Raw genomic sequence first — 18,354 nt, 5'->3', positions numbered from 1 at the left:
TGTTGTTCGCGCGATTTCAATATCATCGACAAGCTCCCGCACTGCAGCAGCGTCAGAGAGCTCAAAACCTCGCAAAATCAAGCGTTCAGTTTCTAAAACAGGTAATTTTGCCATATTTTTTCCATCAAGGTACAAAATTCCAGCTATTTTTACATTTAGACAGGATTTTTATATTGTGCAACACTTAAAAATTTCAACAAAACCCCAACATCTGCTAGCTACTTTTAATATTTTCTATCTGTAAGACTCTCTCCGATGACTGATTCTCAAGATAAGCGCCGTATCTTCACTGATAGTGAAAATAACCCTGTAGTCTCCGACACGAAATTTTCGTAAGCCGGCGAATTTTCCCGTCAGCGATGGGAAACGATCTGCGTTATCGGGTAGATATTCTTCAATTTTCTGAAGAATTTTGTCTGCCTGAATCGTGTCAATTTTCTTGAGATCGCGAGAAACTGACTTTTTAAATGCTATCTTATAACTCAAGCTCTTCTCTCAATTCGTCTAACGAAACCACCGGATCAGCCGTATCGTGCAGTCGATCTACGGCAACCTGTAGATCCGCTAAAGCAGCCAAATAAGCTTCCAATGCCTTTTGAACAAGAAAAGATTTTGACCGCTCTGTTTCTTTAGCAATTTCAGATAGTTTTAAAGCCAATTTATCAGGGATTCTTACAGAAATTGCTTTACTCATTGATTTCCTCCATTGTAATGCATTGTATTACAATGTAATAAATGTAAGCTTGAAATGCAAGATATTTTTTGACATGGCGACATTTATAGGAAATTGGCTTTTACAATTTTCAATTTCCCATGGCTTTATTGCTCGTTGTTTAAAATTTAACAAACGAAATCAGCGAAGGTCAAAAAATTGAATGCTATTTTTTTGCCTTTTCATCTTTCGGGAATTGCTCATGTTTTGGCCAAAGTAGTGGATCCTGCGCAAGCTGTTTTTTCACTACTGCGATAGCTTTCTCCAATTGAGCGTCGTAACCGCGGGAAACCTCCACCAGGTCGACAACGTAGTCCGGCGTTACGCCTTCATTTTCTACGACCCATTTTCCTTCAGTGGAATAAATTCGATAATCCGGCGCCGACATGCCGCCGCCGTCAATCAGACCGATCCACATGGAAACTCCGACCAAACCGCCCCAACTGCGCGTGCCGACAATTGGGCCCAGTCCTTTTTTTCTGAACTCGTACGGCAGCATATCGCCGCCGGAACCTGCCTGCCGGTTGGTAATGCAAACCATGTGCGCGCGAACCGCCATATCAGGAATGGTCTGATCGTGTGAATAGCGACGCGTCCAGTACGCCAGAACTTTTTTGTCCAAACGACGCAGAAAAATATCGGGATCAAGGCCGCCGCCGTTAAATCTGCCGTCGATGATGAGACCTTTTTTGCGCGTTTGCGCGTAGAAAAATTTGGGAAATTCCTTTGATGAACCCAAATAAGTATCGGGCATGTGAATGTAGCCGACCTGTCCGTTGGTTCTGTCGGCAACTAATTTTCGATTATGTTCTGTCCAATCCAGATAACGCAGAGTCCGCTCGCTTCCAATCGGCTTTACCACATATTTTCTTGCTCCGGCGAGCGTCGGTTTAGCGTTGACCACAATCGTGATTTGCTTTCCGGCTAAATTTTGAAAATAGGAATAAATATTTTTGTCTGCAGTAATATTTACGCCGTCAATTTGCAGCAAGTAATCATTTTTTTTCACGTCAATCCCCGGTTTCGCCAGCGGCGGATAAACGCCGGAAGTCCAATCGGCGACGCGATAAATTTTCTCAAACTGATAGCGATTGTTCGCTTTGTCAATTTTGTAGTCGGCGCCCAACATGCCCACACTGACATATTCTTCGGACTGGCGTTTGATGTCGCCGCCAAAGACATAGGTGTGCGATGTGTTCAGCTCGCCGATCAACTCGCCAATCAAATAGCGCACATCCTGGCGACAGGAAACAAAGGGTAAAAGTTTGCCGTATTTTTCGCGCATGGCAGGCCAATCGATGCCGTGCATTTTGGGCTCATAATAGTAATCGCGCTCCATGCGCCAAGCTTCGTTAAAAATTTGTGTCCATTCTTTGAGCGGATCGAGTAAAATCTGTAAGTCTGAAAGATCAAGATTTTTTCCTTTGGAATCACGAACTGAGGCATCGACAATGCCCACTTTCTTTCCTTTTTGATAAACGATTTTCTTCCCATCGGCCGATAATTTGTAACGTTTAATATTTTTTATGACGCTCTGGCTCTTTTTTTCTTTGAAAGAAAAAGCGTACAAATTCATGGAGCCTACGCCGCGAAACTCGAAACGATTGAAATCGCCTTGGTCTTTGTTCAGATAAAATAAGGCATCATCATTTGCTGACAATCGACGGTAATTTCCCCGCGGCAATGGAAACGCCTCCACCCTATCAGCTAACGACACAAAATCGATACGAATTTTTCCGTCATTTTTCGGTTGTGATTTTTTCGGCGACGCATTTTCCGATTCAATTTTAACTTCGTCACTCTTCAACGGAAACAATGATTCTCCGTCCTTTTGCAGCGTCAGTGAGTAAATTCCCGCCACTTTTTTGTAAACCAATTCCCATTCAAAATCGCCGTAGGTCGGATCAAATCGGCGATTGGAAATGAAAAACAAGTGTTTACCGTCGTTGGAAAAAATCGGATCGAAATCATTGAACAGGCCGTTGCTCACACAGCGGCTTTTTTTCGATTGCAGTGAATAGATGTAAATTTGATAGACCAGATCCGGGTTCATTTTTGCGTAAGTTAGATAACGGCTATCCGGCGACCAGGAAAAATCCGAGATCGGTTTCAATTCCATGGACACGTCCACATTCTCAAATTTGGCGCGATCTACCTCGGTAATCTTTTTCGTCGTCACGTCCAGGAAGTAGAGTCGCAACGTTTGATCGGTGAATGCGATTTTTTTGCTGTCCGGCGACCAGCGCAGCGTGTGGCGATTGTTCTTTTTGTGCGTCGTCAACCTGATCGGTTTTTTCGCGCCCTTGGGATCGCTGAGGTAGATTTCATATTCGCCGCTTTTGTCAGACAGGTAAGCGATCCATTTTCCGTCCGGCGACCAGACTGCATCCTTTTCGCGGGAGCCGCAGTCGTGGGATAAATTTCTCGTGGGCCCTTCTTTCTTGGGAACCGTAAAAATCTCGCCGCGCGCAACAATCAGCGCTCTGTTGCCATGTGGAGAACAATCGATGTCAGTGATCAAATCATCTACCTTTTTCCAGTAAGGTCGAATTTCCGGAAAATCAGAACGAATTTCCACATTCACTTTGTGCGTCTGTTTTGTCGTCACATCTAACACGTACAGCGCGCCGCCGAGTTCGTAAACGATTTTGTTGCCGCCAGCGCTGGGCCGGCGCACATCGTATTCTTTGTGAAAAGTAAGTTGGGCGCGTTTTTTGGTCGCTGGATCCAGCGAATAGATATTCAACGCGCCGTCTTCGTCTGAACTGAAATAAATTTTATCGCCGATCCACATGGGAATGCGATCCGTTCCCGGGAAATCGGTCAATTTGACATCTTTCATTTTCTGAAAATCAAACAAGTAAATATCCTGCGACAGTCCGCCAACATAGCGTTTCCACGTCCGATGTTCCCGCGCCACGCGATTGTAGGCAATTTTCTGTCCGTCCGGTGAAAAACTGCCCTGAACCGCCTCGTGCAAAATCAACTCTTCCAATCCCGAGCCGTCAGGCGATATCAAAAACAAGCGCGCGAAACGGCTGAAACTATTGCGCGAGGAACGAAAAATAATTTTATTTTTCGTCGGATGCCAGCCAACGACCACATCAGCGCCGGGATGAAACGTCACGCGGCGGATATTTCCGCCGAAAATGTCCATCACATAAACATCACTATTGCCGTCGTATTGTCCGGTAAAAGCGATGAGTGAGCCGTCCGGAGAAAATTTCGGAAAACTCTCCTCGCCGTCGTAAATGGTCAGACGCTGAGCGACGCCGCCGTTGGCGTTCACTTTCCACAAATCTCCGCCGTTAGAAAATACAATCCAATCGCCGTAAATATCCGGATAGTGCATCAGGGGAGATTTTTGTATTTTTGTCTGGGGAAAACCTAATTGAGAAATGAGGAGAATGAGAGATAAAATGAGAAAAAGTCGGAGTGTTTTCTTGGGAATCATTAATGCCTCCATTGTTTTGTTGGCTTTTCGCTGTTCGCTTTTCGCCTTTCGCTGCTCCCCCATTTGCTGCAAGGTAAGTTTGTTTGGGGTTTAGAGTTTGGAGCTGCGAGTATGAATGTCACACTCAACTATCTGTTATTTAACGAACTTAACAAAAATCAAATACCCAATACCTTAATGACCAAATCACAAAATCAAACTTTTAACCAAGTCCACTGCAGAGGCCGCATCCGGCGCGTAGCCGTCGGCGCCAATTTCTTCTGCGTAACCATCTGTCACAGGAGCGCCGCCAATGACGACTTTGACTTTGTTGCGCACGTTGGCATTTTCCAGCGCGGTGACGATTCCCTTCATATTTACCATTGTCGTGGTCAGCAACGCGGACATTCCGATTACCTGCACGCCGTCATTGATTACGGCATTTAAAAATCTCTCAGCGGAAACATCCACACCCAAATCCACAATTTCAAATCCACCGCCTTCGAGCATCATCCCGACGAGGTTTTTGCCGATGTCGTGCAGGTCGCCCTTCACAGTTCCGAGCGCCACGCGGCCCACTGGGTCCACGCCGGTTTCCGCCAGTAAAGGTTTCAAGATTTCCATTGCTCCTTTCATGGCGCGGGCCGCGATCAACACTTCCGGTACGTAAAATTCATTATTCTTAAATCGCCGTCCCACTTCTTGCATTCCGACAAGCAATCCTTCGTTCAAAATTTTCCGCGGCGTCATGCCATCTGCCAGCGCTTTTTCAGTGAAGAGTTTCGTCTCAGCCAGCTTCCCGTTGATCAAATTCGTTTGCAAGTTTTCAAGCAATGACATTTTCGTTTCCTTTCTGAACTTATTTTATTTTTGAATGGCATAATTCCTGTGCATTTGCGGAGTGAATATGAATTAATAAATATAGCATAAATTCAATTAAAGTCAATAATAATTTGTCAATTATCACTGAACCCGTGTCATTTTTTTTATTGGCGATTTAGTGTTTTTAAGCTTTTCCCGACGAGTTGTTAGTGAACAGTAAACCTGTTATTGACTATTTGACATTAGCCATTTTGCAACGCGGCAAGTTCAATTATTTTTTTTACTTGGATTTTCAGACAGGGTAAAATAAAAAACAGCCCCCTCATTGGGTTTAGATTCCGCCCAAATTCTGCCGCCGTGACGAGAAATAATCCGATGAACAATGGAAAGTCCAATTCCCGTGCCTTCAAATTCTTCCGCCGAATGCAAGCGTTGAAAAACCAGAAATAGCTTGTCCGCATATTTCATGTCAAATCCCACGCCGTTATCGCTGACGTAATAAACTGTCGTGTCGTTTTCTGTTCTTGATCCGACTTCAATTTGAGGATTATTTTTTCCGGAGCTGAATTTTATGGCATTGCTGAGCAGATTGGTCATGACCTGCTGCATGAGAGAGGCGTCGCCCTGCGTCTGGGGCAAAGTTTTGACCTTAAAACGGATTTTGCCTCGCTGTTCGACATCGGTCAAACCAGCAAAGGCAGATCGCGCCAACTCCGCCATGTCAATTTCTTGGGGCTTGAGAGCATGGCGTCCGATGCGCGAAAGAGCCAGTAAGTCATCGATCAGTTCAGACATGCGCTGCACATTTTTGCGTACGATTCCGATGAGCCGCTGAGCCTCGGCGTCCATTTTGTCAGCAAATTTTTCAACTATCATGCCGGAAAATCCGTCAATCGCCCGCAGGGGCGAACGCAAATCATGCGAGACAGAGTAAGAAAAAGATTCCAGTTCCTGATTCGCTTCCATTAATTCTGCGGTGCGCTCGGCAACTTCTTTCTCCAGATCTGCTTCATGCCGGCGTAGCCGCTCTAAAAGCAAAGTATTTTGCAAACCGACAGCGGCTTCGTTAGCCAATGTCTCCAAAAATGCGCGCTGCCGCGAAAAATCCCGTTCGTGCAACGAACCAAGACCAATGATGCCAATCACTTCATCTCCGGCAAGAAGCGGTAAGCCGGCAAAGGAGCGAATTCCTGCCATTTTGCATTCGTCACGCGTGCAGCGGTTGTCAGTAAAAATATTTTTGGAGAACACTGACTTCCCTGTGGCTGCCGCAAGACCGCACAAACATTCGTTGACATGATGGATTCGGGCAGCATCTAAATCAAATTCCATTTCACGAAATTCGCTGGCAAAAAGCTTAAGTTGCTCTCCTTCCTTAAAATAAAACAAGGCGATATCCGGTTCGACCGAGGGTTTGATGACATGCAAAACTTCCACGGCCATCTTCTGCGATTGTTGAATCTGGCGCACGCGAAGGCTCAAATTGTACAATTGATCCAACTCCAGCAAGCTCCGTTCCAGAGCGCGTTGGGCATTTTTGAGCGGCGTGATGTCCAACGTGGCAATTAAGACCAGGGAATCGTTTTTGGGAAAAAAAGCAAATTCTTCGGCTAATGCCACATAATTCAGATAGATATCTTTCAGTTCGCCGTTCACTGTTTTTACCTGCGATTCTGCGGAAAATCGCTTCCCGCCCCTCGCTAAAGCAATTAATTCGTCTTTAAATGCCGCGTAAGAAGATTCCCCTAAAATTTTGTCCAGATTTCCCAGCAGATCCTGTTTATCTTTAGCATCATGCAACCGAACAGCAGCCTGATTTACACTTACGACGCGCACGCGTCGCGCACACTCCAACAATACCTCGGGATGTGCGGTTAGATGTTCAGCAAGCTCGGCTTTTTTTACTCCGGAAGCAAACAGCTTATCGAGATACTCAATCACGTCAGAATAGTCTTCTTCCCACAACGGCACCGGTGAATTTTCAAATAGAATGCGGTATTTTCCTTCGCTTTGCTGCAGCGCAATTTCGGAAAGTTTGCGATCGGTAACTTCTGTGAAATAAATCGTCAAACCATCCGGCGAAGGGTAAATTCTGTTCTCAAACCAACGATTCCAGGGCTCATAATAATCCTCCAAATAAATCGTCTGTTGCGTTTTCATCGCTTTGTAGTAAGCCCGGTAAAAAGGTAGCTCAATCCCCTCGGGATATTCAGTCCAGATATGTTTGCCTAACAGATCTTCGGGTTTTTTGCGATTAAGCAAAATTGCCGCCTTGCTGTTGACGTACGTGAAACGCCAATTTTTGTCCAGAGCGACTACGCCGTCTGTAATCCGTTCAAAAACATCGCTCAATAATTTTCTGGCTTGTTCTGTTTCTGCAAACAGGTTTTCACGCTCCTTTTCCAGTTGTTTCAATTCTTCAATGTTACGCGTAATTGAAATGAGATGCGCGACGTCATTCAATTTGATTACGCAAGCTGACATCAGACCTGTGGCGACACGGCCGTCTTTCATGCGAAATTTGGCTTCCAAATTGGTCACGCGCCCGCGCTTTTTCAAAGCTTTCACTAATCGTTTTCTGTCTCGAGGATCAGCCCAGATGTTGATTTCCAACGACGTTTTGCCGATAACATCTTCCCGAGTGAAACCCGTTATTTCTGTAAATCCTTCATTAATATCCACATACATCCCATCTTCCAATCGATTCAAATTGATAGAATCAGGATTGGTGTGAAAAGCAAGCCGGAATCGCTCCTCGGATTCACGTAGTTTTTCATTAATGGCTTTGCGTTCCGTGATATCGATGCTGATTGCAGAAACCCCGACAATAGTTTTCCCAACACGAATCGGATTGAGCAGAACCTCGAAAACATGCACACCATCAGGGAGTTCTTCTTGGTACTCAAAAGTTTGCTGCTCGCCGGCAAGCGCCTTCCGATATTTGCTTTTCCAGAAACGGCGTTGTTTCGGCGAGAGAATATCCAGCGCGGACATTCCTTTTTCCAGGGTTACGCCGTAAATGGCTTTATAAGCATCGCTAAAAAAATCATTAAAAACCAGATAGCAAAAATTGTGATCAACTGACCAGATTGATTCATTGCGCGCGTTGATCAGAGACCTGATGTTGGCCTCGGATTCTTTGACCGCATTCTCTATTTGTCGGCGCTCGGTGATATCTTGCGCAGCGCCGTAAATTCGGATGACCCGTTTTAGTTTTTCGTCCCAAACAGGCACTGCATAATCGCGCAACCATCGCGGCTCTCCCTGGCGCGTGACAAAACGCATTTCGCAAACGTCCTCGTCGCCGCTGATGACTCGCGTTGCATGTTCCATTGCGATCGGCAAATCGTCGGGATAAACCAGAGCTTGCCAACCGCTGCGGGCATCGATCTCTTCAGTTGTAAAACCAAAAACGCGAAAAAATTTCTCAGAAATCCATTCTCTTTTCATCTTGCCATTTTTCTGCACACGAAAAGAATAAGCGTAATCGGAAATGACTTTCGTGATAAATCGGTAGCGTTCCTCGCTCTCTCTAAGCGCAGCTTCGGCCTTCTTCCAATCCGAAATGTCCCTTACAATTGATACTTCCGTTTTTTTTCCGCCATATTGAAATATCCTTGCATTTATCTCCACCGGAAATTTCCTGCCATCTTTTGAAAAATGCTTTGCTTCAAAAATCAGATGACCTTTTTCAGCCAGAATTTTCCTTATTTTAGCCGCGCCCTTTGATCGGGCATCTGCGACATCACTAATATCAACCGCAGACAAATTCAAAAATTCTTCTCGTGAATAACCATACCGCTCACAAGCGACACGATTTACGTGCAGGAACTTGCCAAATCCCTTTTCCTTCCAGGGGTGAATAAAAATCGCATCAGGGCTGTAATCAAAAACAATTTTGAAAAAATCGTCTTCCTGATGAACGACATCAGCCGGTCCTGCACCCTGGTCTGTTTGCGCCGGGGCGAGTTGCAGCGACAATTTTCTTCTTTCCAATAAATTCCTCACGCGCAGCAGCAACTCTGTTTCGCTAATGGGAGCAGAGATGGTGTCGTCAATGATTTCCGACAAATCCGGCAGATCAAGCACGGCGTCGCCGGGAAAATTTACCAGCAAAAAAGGCAAGAAATCTTCCCCCGCTTTTTTCCTTTCTGACACTTGAGTCCGGAAACGACGTAAATGAGTCCCATCCAGAATGCAGAGATCAAATGATTTGTCAACTGGAAAAACTGTTTCGGATGAGAGGGGCTGGTAATCTTTCGAGAGAAAAATGGAAAGCGAGTTTCTTTCTTTTTCATTTTTGAGAAGCAATAAAATTTTGTACATTTTTTTTTGCTCCCTGCCGAGTGAAAAAATTAGATGTGTTTATCCCATTTAGTTGTCTTCCTAATTTTTAAATATAGCACAAAAATCAGAAAAGTCAATAGAAAAAAACTGAACTGGATTTGAACGCAGAACTCGAACGACAGAGACATGAAACAATTATGATTGATCGCCCCTGCCAATAATAGGCAAGCCAAGGTCAGCGTCTTAACGTTTGCCAACATCGCTGGAAGAATAAACAGACCTTTATTTTTTTCTTGACATTTTCTATATTTATTTTTATATTTTAATTGATATTTAAAAAATCGAGCAAAATATCACAGAAAAATATTATACCACAAAAAATCCGAGAGGGTACTAATATTTCCTCCAATCTTCTTAACTCACAATTCTCTCAACCTCTGAATCAGAACTTTAATTCCTAATATTTTCTGTCAGGTAAAGCTCGCAAATGCTTTTTTTCATCTTTCAAAGAGGAATCATGAAGAATTGCTTAGTTCATGCAATAGCTTCCCTGCTGACTCTTTTTTTATTGGTTACAATTAGCTGTATCCCTGCCAATTATCTTTCCCCAAAAGTGCTTAAGCCTGGTGAAAAAACGTTAGGTCTCGGACTATCATGTTCAAATTCTGGCGAATTTTTTGAAGTAATCCCCTCTTTTTGCTTCCGTGCCGGATTCTTTAACGCAATGGATATGGGCATCAGCTTAACTGCTTTTCCTGGATTTGGTCAGGGCGTTTTTTTAGATTCAAAACTCAAATTAGCCGAAAAGCCACTTTTCATCTCCTTTGATTCAGGATTCTTGATGACTACTCAATATTTCTCTTCAGACAATGAAGAGATTGGACTGGCTTTCCATCCGCTGTTTCTTTTTGGAAGTGAAAATATTTATGCAGGACTTGGCTGGAATTTTAATATTCACCGGGAAAAATCATATCCAATGGGAAAAGAGCCAATTGTTAAAAGGAGCAGAGAATCCACTCCTCTCATTTTGCTGGGGACTTCTTACGGCAAAAAGTGGAAATTTAGCATTCAAACCATTTTTTCACCTTCGTCAAAGAATTCTCTAAACCCTTCTTCTATCTTGCAAATTGGCTTTTACTATTGCTTTGGTCTCAAAGATAATAATCAGAAGCGATGAAACCGCTGGCGCGCCAGAGCTAATATTCAAAAATGAAAAGCCAATTAAAAAAGGAGCATGTCATGAAAATCAAATTTCAAATGAACAAATTTTGCTCTGAAATCAACATTTTTCTTATTATTCAAATTTAAATCCTGCCACATCTATCGTCAATTCTCTGTGACAATTTATCAGCTTTGCTTGGGCGTAACAACAAGAATTTATGCGGATAAACACAAATTTCAATAATTCAGTGGTCATAAAATTGAAAGAATGGTTAATATCTTATGAGAAAGAAACATTGGGTTATGTTGCTTCTTCTCTCGCTGGGGACAGCGAAAATAAGTAGCTCTCAGCAAACAAAATTTCATATCCTGAGCACGAATACCAGGGCGCTTTCCATGGGCAGCGCTTTTACCGCTGCCGATGATTTTTATAGCTATTATCTCTGGAATGCTGCCGGCGCTAAATTTAAGGAAAATGAACCTGAAATGTTGAAAAATACTTATCTCAAATGGAATATGGATTTGACATCCCTGAGTTTGGGAGTTTTGCTGTTGACTTTGTATTCTAATTCAAATAATGAAGATGAATCTGATGACGAAACTGTTGAATCAATTGTAAAATTGTTTGCGTTCAGTTTCCGCGGACTCACGTTAATCAGAAGTAAAAACGTGTTAGTTTCTTTAAATTTGTTCGAAGAATTAATGGATTATAAATTTCCTACAAGAAATCCCTTTACTAATTGCTCCAATTCAATTTGCTTCTCACTAAAACCAAGCAACCAGTTGTCTTTGGGATTATCAGTGAGCGCCTATAAAATCGATGATGATGAGTGGCAAGCGGTGGGAACTGGTTACAACCTGGGTATGCAATATCAGCCTCAGAAAATCAAGGGCTTGAAATGGGGAATTTCATATTTTAGATTTAGCCAGGATGTAAAAATGGCAAGGTCAAAAATTGAAAGAATTTTTAATAATTCATTTTGCTTTGGGATTTCTTATCGCCATGATGACAAATATCTCATTTCAGCCGACATTAAAAACTTACTTTCATTTTCAAAAGGCTACTTCGGTGAACTGCATTTTGGGGCTGAGCAGAAACTCTTTTATAATTTCTATCTAAGAGAAGGTTTTTTCCCTTTTGATAATAACATCCATAAACTTGCCGCAACGATTGGAATTGGATATCAGTCAAATTTTTATGAAAATCCTGATGCAAAATATTTTGATGTTTCAATCGGATTTTTACTCTACTCGCAAACTCCGCTCAATCAAAACATCGTGTCCGTCTCTACACGAATAGGTCTATGAGAAAACAAATGACATTTTGCTAAAGCAAAAATTTCAGGCTTCGAATTTGTGATAAAAATTTCTTTTGTATTGCGTCGGGTCTTTCACTCCCGCTTCGGCAAAGCCTTTTTTGCGCAACCGGCAACTATCGCACTCGCCGCAAGAAAGACCGTCCGGCGTGGGATCGTAGCAACTCAAAGTCAGCGAGTAATCCACGCCCAATTTCACGCCGGCGCGAATAATTTCCGCTTTGGACAATTTGCTCAAAGGCGCGTGAATTTGAAACGGCTTTCCCTCGGCTCCGGCGCGCGTGCCCAAATTTGCCATTCGTTCAAAGGCGGCGATAAATTCAGGCCGACAATCCGGATAGCCGGAATAGTCGACAACATTGGCGCCGATAAAAATGTCCTGCGCTCCCAAGACTTCGGCCCAGCCAAGCGCAATGGACAAAAAAACGGTATTTCTCGCCGGAACGTACGTAATGGGAATGTCAGCTCCCATCGCTTTTTCGTCTCTGTTTTTGGGAACATCAATATTGTCCGTCAGCGCCGAGCCGCCGATGGCGGATAAATTGACATCGACAATGAGGTGTTTTTGAGCGCCGAGATGTCGCGCTACTTTTTTCGCAGCTTCTAATTCCACTTCATGTCGCTGACCGTAGCGGAAACTGATAGCGTAAATTTCAAACCCCTGCTCCCGAGCCATTGCCAGCGCCGTCGCCGAATCGAGGCCTCCGCTTAACAGCACGACTGCTTTTTTATTCATCACACTCCTCGTTTTCCCTCATCCCAAATAATCTTGTGCAATTGAATTTGCAACTGAATGGGAAGCCCGCTTGATTTTATCCATTCCGCCAACTGCGAATAATTCAATTTCCCAAATACCGGAGAAAATAATAGCGGACATTTTCCCGTCAAATCATTTTTCTTCACAAAATTCACTGCCCAATCAAAATCCGCTTTATCGGATAACACAAATTTGACATTGTCAGAAGGACGTAAGTCCCGCAAATTTGTCAGCAAAAAACTTTCGCCTTCGCCGCTGCCGGGGCATTTCACATCGACGATGCGGATAATCGGCGGCCTGAGCGGCGTGATATCCAGAGTTCCGTTTGTTTCAACAAGAACGATCTTCCCGGCTGAAACAAGTCGCGCTGCCAACTCAAATACTTCCGCCTGTAACAGCGGCTCGCCGCCGGTGATTTCCACAAAATCGCAGGGGAATTGTTCGACGCGCTCGATGATTTCGGAGAGAAACATTTCCCTTCCTTCATCGTAGGCATAAGGGGTATCGCAATATTGGCAGCGCAAATTGCACCTGCTCAAGCGGACAAATACAAAAGGCAGGCCGGCAAAAGTAGATTCGCCCTGGATGCTGAAGAATATTTCGTTTACTTTGAGCATCACTCCTCGTAAATAGCCGTATAATTATCTGATTCGCCCACCTCTACAGAAATCATGCGGATCGGTTCGGGCAATTTTTTGCCGAGCAGTTTGAAAATGAATTTGGCCAAATTTTCCGAAGTCGGATTCAATTCTTTGTCGAACGGCGGGATTTGATTGACAAACTGATGGTCAAAGAGATCAATGATTTCCTGGAGATTTTTTTTCAAGTTCTTGAAATCATAAACCATACCGAGCTCGTCCAATTTTTCGCTGCCAATGGTTGCCTTTATTCGCCAATTGTGGCCATGCAAATTTTCACACGCGCCTTCGTATTCTCTGAGGCGATGGGCTGCGGCAAAAGATGTTTTTGCGCTTATTTTGAACATGCAATTCTCCTTAAAAATACTCCGTGCAGGGAATATAAAAAAAAGCCGAGAAATTTACAATAGATTTTTCGGCCTTTTCAATTTTTCCGGAATAGACGGGAGATTACCAAAGCACAATTTATCGCGCTGAATTGAAGATTATTTGGTTGAAAGTAATCGTTTTTTCGCCTATTTTGCTTCCGGCAGAGATTCGTTCTGTTCCTGAAAATATTTGACAGTGTCTTCGCGCAACAAGACCCACAGCGAGTAAATTCCGATCGCCGTGCCGAAGGGGATGGCCAGCAAATCGAGACAGGAAATAATGATAATCAGAATTCGCGCCCAATTTTTTCTCTTCAACAGTCCGATGCCGCCGATCACTTCCGGGATGGACGTGAGAACAAAGATTCCGCCAACGACGCTGCCAACTATTGAAGTAATGGCAATGGCTTCCGCGTCTTGCGAAAGAATTCCCCCGCCGGTAACCGCGACGAAAATCACCAAACCGATCAAAATACCAAGCACTCCAAAACCAATCTGCAGCGCGGCAACGAGAGTAACATGCTGGTCTGTTTTCATCATGTGTCCTTTGCTTTTTTGATGCGACATTTATTGAAATTATGAATTGTTTTAGACAACACTATTTTGACATGCGCGAGTTATTTCTTTTAACGAAAGAAAACGCTTAAAGATGCAAAAAAATTGCAAAAAGATGTACGCTACCTTTAAAATTAACCTTCTTTGAAAATGAACCTAATTCATGCAAAGAGCCAATTTTTTCTAATTTCAATATTTTTTGCTTGACAATTTCGCCATGTTTTAATATAATGTAACAGCGAACCTTATTTGTATTGAAAAAACAATTATTCTGAAATATCATCTTGGACGTATCAAACTCTAATTCATTTTTACTCAAATTTAAAATTAGCTCAAAGTTTATCTATGCCATTATTTCAAAAATCAGTCCTCAACAAGTATTTGAAAACGCTGGATTCCGCAGAAGTCGAGAACGCATTCCGGAGATTCAAAGCATTTTACGGCAATCCGACGCGGCTGGAAAACATCCGGCTGCTCAAAGAAGAAAATTACCAGGAAGGTTTTTTGCGGGAAATTTTCGTTCAGGTTTTGGGCTACACCATCAATCCCGATGAAAATTACAATTTGACCACGGAATTCAAAAATGCAACCGATGCTAAAAAAGCCGATGGCGCTATTTTGGACGACGGCGCGGCTATCGGCGTCATTGAATTAAAATCCACCAAAACCACTTCGCTGGAATCAATCACCGAGCAGGCTTTCAATTACAAAAATCACCAGCCGAATTGCCGCTACATCATTACGTCCAATTTCGAAAAAATCCGTTTTTATATCGACAATGCCACCGATTTTGAAGAATTCAATCTATTTACGCTGTCCGCGGATGATTTTCGCATCCTGTATTTGATTTTGAGCAAAGACAGTATTGTTAACGAAATCCCGCTGAAGCTGAAAAAAGAATCCGTGCTGCACGAAGAAAATATTTCCAAACAGCTTTACCAGGATTATTCTAATTTCAAGCGCAAAATATATGAAAATCTGGTCAAAAATAATCCGCAGTACGACAAACTCACGCTGTTCAAAAAATCGCAAAAGCTGCTGGATCGCTTGCTGTTTATTTTCTTTGGCGAGGACAGTGGCTTGGTGCCGCCGAATGCCATTTCTAAAATTATTGATCAATGGAAAACTTTGTGTGAACTGGACGAGCCCGCCACGCTGTACAGCAGATTTATCAAGTTTTTTCATCATCTTGACGTGGGCCACAACTACAAAACATTTGAGATTCCCGCATACAATGGCGGTCTTTTTCGCAGCGATGAAATGCTGAATAATTTGGCCATTGACGACGCCGCTTTGGCGGATGATTGCCTGAAGCTTTCCGCGTACGATTTCCAGACCGAAATCGACGTTAACATTTTGGGTCACATCTTTGAAAATAGTCTGAACGAAATTGAAGAATTGACCGCCGAATTGGAAGGCAAACCAGTCGATAAAAAGAAAACCAAGCGCAAAAGAGAAGGCGTTTATTACACGCCCAAATACATTACCAAATATATTGTGGAAAATACCGTCGGCGAATTGTGCCATCAGAAAAAGAAAGAACTGAATTTAGACGAGATTGATATGTCCGTCATGCAGAACAGCAGGACAAAACAGGGAAAACTCACGCGCAAAGCATCCGAGCTACTCGGACGCCTGAAATCTTATGCGGAATATTTACTTTCTTTGAAAATTTTGGATCCCGCCTGCGGCAGCGGCGCTTTTCTGAATCAGGCGCTGGAATTTTTAATTGAAGAACATCAGTTTGTGGACGACTACCGCCGCCAGTTGGAAAAAGACAGTCTGGGACTTTTTGACATCAAAAAATCTATTTTGGAAAATAATATTTACGGCGTGGATATCAACGAAGAATCGGTGGAAATCGCCAAACTTTCTCTGTGGCTGCGCACCGCGGAGCGCGGCAGAAAGCTGTCTGATTTGAGCAATAATATTAAATGCGGCAATTCTTTGATTGACGATCCGCAGGTTGCTGGCGAAAAAGCGTTTAAATGGGAAGATGAATTTCCGGAAATTATGGCGAATGGCGGGTTTGATGTGGTGATTGGGAATCCGCCGTACGGTGCTTATCTCAATAATCATGAGAAGAAATTTTACCAAATTTGTTATAGTACTTTTCAAGGTAACTTCGAGATATACTACTTCTTTATTGAAAAGAGTTTAACTTTATTAGGTTCAGAAGGATTGTTTGGTTTTATTACACCAGATACTTGGATTAAAATACCACAAGCACAAAAATTAAGAGAATTCGTCTTGCTAAAATTTGGTATTGAAAAAATTGTAAGTGTTAATTTTTCTGTTTTTCAAGATGCAAGTGTAAATGCATTAATTTCTATAATATCTCAAAATAATAATGTTGCTTATTGTAGAGTTAACGTACTTTATTCGGAGAATGTATTTTCAAACCTAAACAATCCAGGTTCCTCTTACAGGTGCAATATTGAGAGGTGGAAGAATTCAACTGATAAACAATTTCAAATTTTTCAAACAGAAAAAGAATTAAGTATTATTGATAAAATGAATTCAGATTCTATTCGCGGAGCTAATTTGCTCGATGTCAGCCAAGGGATTGTTCCCTATTCAAAAGAAAATTTGACTGAAGGCGAAATAAAAAATAGAATTTTTCATTCTAATAAAAAAGAGGATGAATCATTTGGTTTGTGGGTGCAGGGCCGCGCGATATCAAGATATTACATAAATATCAAGAATCCAGAATATTTGAAGTATGGTAGCTGGTTACATAGGTCAAGAAAGAAAAAATATTTTCAAGGCGAACGAATATTAGTCCAAGAAATCACTGGGGGAAACCCGGCAAGAATCTCTGCAACAATATTTGATCAAGAGTTATACCACGACCCTGGTATCATTTCATGCCTAAATATTTCACAATGCAGTACAAAATATTTACTTGCAATAATAAATTCTAAACTTATTTCTTGGTATAATAGGATAAATTCACCAAAAGGGAAACGAGTTACTTTCCCAAAGATATTAATCGGTGATATCCGCAAATTACCCTTTCGTATTCCTGATAATCAAGAAAAATTTACTAAAAATGCTGATAACTTATTGGAATTAAATAAACTTTTTCATGAAAAAATAAGTTCTTTTCTTATTCGATTAAAGGATAATATTGAAGGCTTTAAAATTAAAAATAACTTTAGAACTTTCTATTCTTGGGATTTTAGAACTTTTTTATCTGAATTAAAAAAGCAAAAAATCTCTTTTACATTAAAACAGCAAGATGAATGGCAAGAATATTTTGAGTCGTATAAATCGAAAATAAATTCGTTGCAAAGCAAAATAAAGCAAATTGACAATCAAATCGACCAAATGGTCTACGAGCTCTATGATTTAACGGAAGAAGAAATACAAATTGTAGAAAAAAGCTTTTAGTAGCAATTGGTGAAATTACTGCTGTTGATAAAAGTAACCAACGCAAAAGGAAAATCAAATGGGTGAAAAGAAGAACTACTTTGCAACGTCAAAATTCCTCTTGGAGATGTTTTCGGTGATTTTTGCCATTTTACTGGCGCTGGTGGTCAATGAATGGCGCACTTCTCATGCCAACAAAATTTTAGCGCATGAGGCATTGCTTAAGATCAGAAGGGAAATTAGTTCTAATCACGAGATTGTTCATAAACTGCTAAATATGAACAAACTTGTGAAAAAAAATCAGCTCAAGGCTTACAATGCAATAAAGAAAGAAATTCGCACAAATTCTTCGCATAACATAGAAGATCATATCAAACAAAAGTTTCCCTTTCAATTCATGACTCAGGCCTTAAAAAAGACAGCCTGGAATTCATCTAATCTCACTCATGCCGTGGAGTTTTTTGATTTCAGCATTGTGGAAGTGCTTTCCGAAACATACGAAGATCAAAAGTTGCATACTCGCGTCAATGAGAAAATTCTCGATAGATTGGCGTCGCCTGGATTGTTCAAAAAGGAGACCATGATTTCAGAAATGAGTTCGTTTTTCATGCTGCTGGAAATGTATTTTCAAATAACTGAATCGTTGCTGAAGGAATATGAAAACTGTTTACGGGTAATTGACGCGCAACTGTCGCTACAGCAATGAATTTGGATATTTGTTAATGACAACAATCTATGCTGAGCAGAATCTACTGAAAAATATGCTTTTAATCCACTTTTGAATTATGGTGATAATGTAAAAAATTGAGCTAACACAATAATTTTTATTCAAAGTGCTTACCAACTATTTGGAAATGCACACCTGCTTTTGCGCGATATCACACAAATTTAATAGCCTGTAGAGTAAGCGTATAACAAAATTTGCAAAGGAGG

At 42.0% G+C, this 18,354-nt stretch carries 14 protein-coding genes; 4 read left to right on the top strand and 10 right to left on the bottom strand.

All coding sequences use genetic code 11. From position 1 onward, the window contains the following. From GXO74_11970 to GXO74_11945, 6 genes are all read right to left on the bottom strand, one after another. Positions 1-114 (bottom strand): GNAT family N-acetyltransferase (locus GXO74_11970; GenBank protein NOZ62384.1); only part of this gene is annotated, 114 nt, incomplete at its 3' end. A gap of 120 nt (positions 115-234) precedes the next feature. Continuing rightward, on the bottom strand, positions 235-486 hold the full coding sequence (locus GXO74_11965) for a type II toxin-antitoxin system RelE/ParE family toxin (GenBank protein NOZ62383.1): 252 nt from the start codon (positions 484-486) through the stop codon (positions 235-237). Then, positions 476-694 (bottom strand): ribbon-helix-helix protein, CopG family, encoded by a 219-nt coding sequence (locus GXO74_11960; GenBank protein ID NOZ62382.1) that lies wholly within the window; start codon positions 692-694, stop codon positions 476-478. Before GXO74_11960 ends, GXO74_11965 begins: the two co-directional genes overlap by 11 nt. A 184-nt stretch (positions 695-878) precedes the next feature. After that, entirely contained in the window at positions 879-4,178 is a 3,300-nt protein-coding gene (locus GXO74_11955; GenBank protein NOZ62381.1) for a peptidase S41, read from the bottom strand. Between the two features lie 174 nt (positions 4,179-4,352). Next, positions 4,353-4,985, bottom strand: coding sequence for a cobalamin-binding protein (locus GXO74_11950; protein NOZ62380.1), 633 nt, complete (start codon positions 4,983-4,985; stop codon positions 4,353-4,355). 249 nt (positions 4,986-5,234) lie between these two features. Next, positions 5,235-9,293, bottom strand: a complete 4,059-nt coding sequence (locus GXO74_11945; GenBank protein NOZ62379.1) for a PAS domain S-box protein — start codon at positions 9,291-9,293, stop codon at positions 5,235-5,237. Between the two features lie 478 nt (positions 9,294-9,771). On the opposite strand from GXO74_11945, the gene GXO74_11940 reads away from it, so the two are divergent. Together GXO74_11940 and GXO74_11935 are read left to right on the top strand one after the other, a co-directional pair. Beyond that, a complete protein-coding gene (locus tag GXO74_11940) occupies positions 9,772-10,431 on the top strand; it encodes a hypothetical protein (protein ID NOZ62378.1) in 660 nt (219 codons plus the stop codon). A gap of 266 nt (positions 10,432-10,697) precedes the next feature. Further along, the gene (locus tag GXO74_11935) at positions 10,698-11,723 is read left to right on the top strand and encodes a hypothetical protein (protein NOZ62377.1); all 1,026 of its coding nucleotides are present in this window, start codon (positions 10,698-10,700) and stop codon (positions 11,721-11,723) included. A gap of 33 nt (positions 11,724-11,756) precedes the next feature. On the opposite strand, the gene queC is transcribed toward GXO74_11935, so the two are convergent. The 4 genes from queC to GXO74_11915 all read right to left on the bottom strand — a co-directional run bounded on the left by queC (position 11,757) and on the right by GXO74_11915 (position 14,034). Next, on the bottom strand, positions 11,757-12,467 hold the full coding sequence (gene queC, locus GXO74_11930) for a 7-cyano-7-deazaguanine synthase QueC (protein NOZ62376.1): 711 nt from the start codon (positions 12,465-12,467) through the stop codon (positions 11,757-11,759). Continuing rightward, positions 12,467-13,105 carry a radical SAM protein gene (locus GXO74_11925; protein NOZ62375.1) on the bottom strand — a complete coding sequence of 213 codons (639 nt, stop codon included), beginning with the start codon at positions 13,103-13,105 and terminating at the stop codon, positions 12,467-12,469. The genes queC and GXO74_11925 overlap by 1 nt, the downstream gene beginning before the upstream one ends. Next, complete coding sequence (gene queD / locus GXO74_11920; protein ID NOZ62374.1) at positions 13,105-13,473, bottom strand: 6-carboxytetrahydropterin synthase QueD; 369 nt, start codon at positions 13,471-13,473, stop codon at positions 13,105-13,107. The genes GXO74_11925 and queD overlap by 1 nt, the downstream gene beginning before the upstream one ends. Positions 13,474-13,641: 168 nt before the next feature. Further along, a complete protein-coding gene (locus GXO74_11915; protein ID NOZ62373.1) occupies positions 13,642-14,034 on the bottom strand; it encodes a hypothetical protein in 393 nt (130 codons plus the stop codon). A gap of 360 nt (positions 14,035-14,394) precedes the next feature. On the opposite strand from GXO74_11915, the gene GXO74_11910 reads away from it, so the two are divergent. Both GXO74_11910 and GXO74_11905 read left to right on the top strand, forming a co-directional pair. Then, on the top strand, positions 14,395-17,442 hold the full coding sequence (locus tag GXO74_11910) for an N-6 DNA methylase (GenBank protein ID NOZ62372.1): 3,048 nt from the start codon (positions 14,395-14,397) through the stop codon (positions 17,440-17,442). Positions 17,443-17,500: 58 nt separating this feature from the next. Continuing rightward, on the top strand, positions 17,501-18,127 hold the full coding sequence (locus GXO74_11905; protein ID NOZ62371.1) for a hypothetical protein: 627 nt from the start codon (positions 17,501-17,503) through the stop codon (positions 18,125-18,127). Positions 18,128-18,354: the final 227 nt, after the last annotated feature.

The sequence above is a fragment of the Calditrichota bacterium genome (assembly GCA_013152715.1).
Taxonomy (GTDB): Bacteria; Zhuqueibacterota; Zhuqueibacteria; order Thermofontimicrobiales; family Thermofontimicrobiaceae; genus 4484-87.
Note: the sequence above shows the minus strand (reverse complement) of the source record. Positions and strands in the feature narration are given on the sequence as shown.